General features: G+C 66.3%; 1 pseudogene. It reads left to right on the top strand.

Annotation, left to right across the window (positions count from 1 at the left end):
* Positions 1-128 (top strand): annotated as a pseudogene (locus tag ACLHZ1_RS20880) (LysR family transcriptional regulator); the annotation flags it as partial.
* Between the last annotated feature and the right edge of the window lie 124 nt (positions 129-252).

Here is a 252-nt window from a genome sequence, read left to right as displayed (position 1 = left end):
ACGAGCTGGGCAAGGTGCCCTCGGCACTGAGCTACACGGTGCAGAAGCTGGAAGACGAGCTGGACGCCATGCTGTTTGACCGCAGCGGCCACAGAACCAAGTTCACCCCGGCCGGGCGCATGCTGCTCATCGCGCACCTCCAGCATGGGGTTGGCCTTGCCATCGATGGCGGCGCTGGCCTGCCAGTTCACGAACAGCACACCTGGGGCGGCATTGAAGTCGGCGGGTACGGAAGCCTGGGCAACCCCGGCG

The sequence above is a fragment of the Aeromonas sobria genome, from assembly GCF_050266975.1.
GTDB classification, from domain to species: Bacteria; Pseudomonadota; Gammaproteobacteria; order Enterobacterales; family Aeromonadaceae; genus Aeromonas; species Aeromonas sobria_B.
This window is presented reverse-complemented; position numbering and strand designations above follow the sequence as displayed.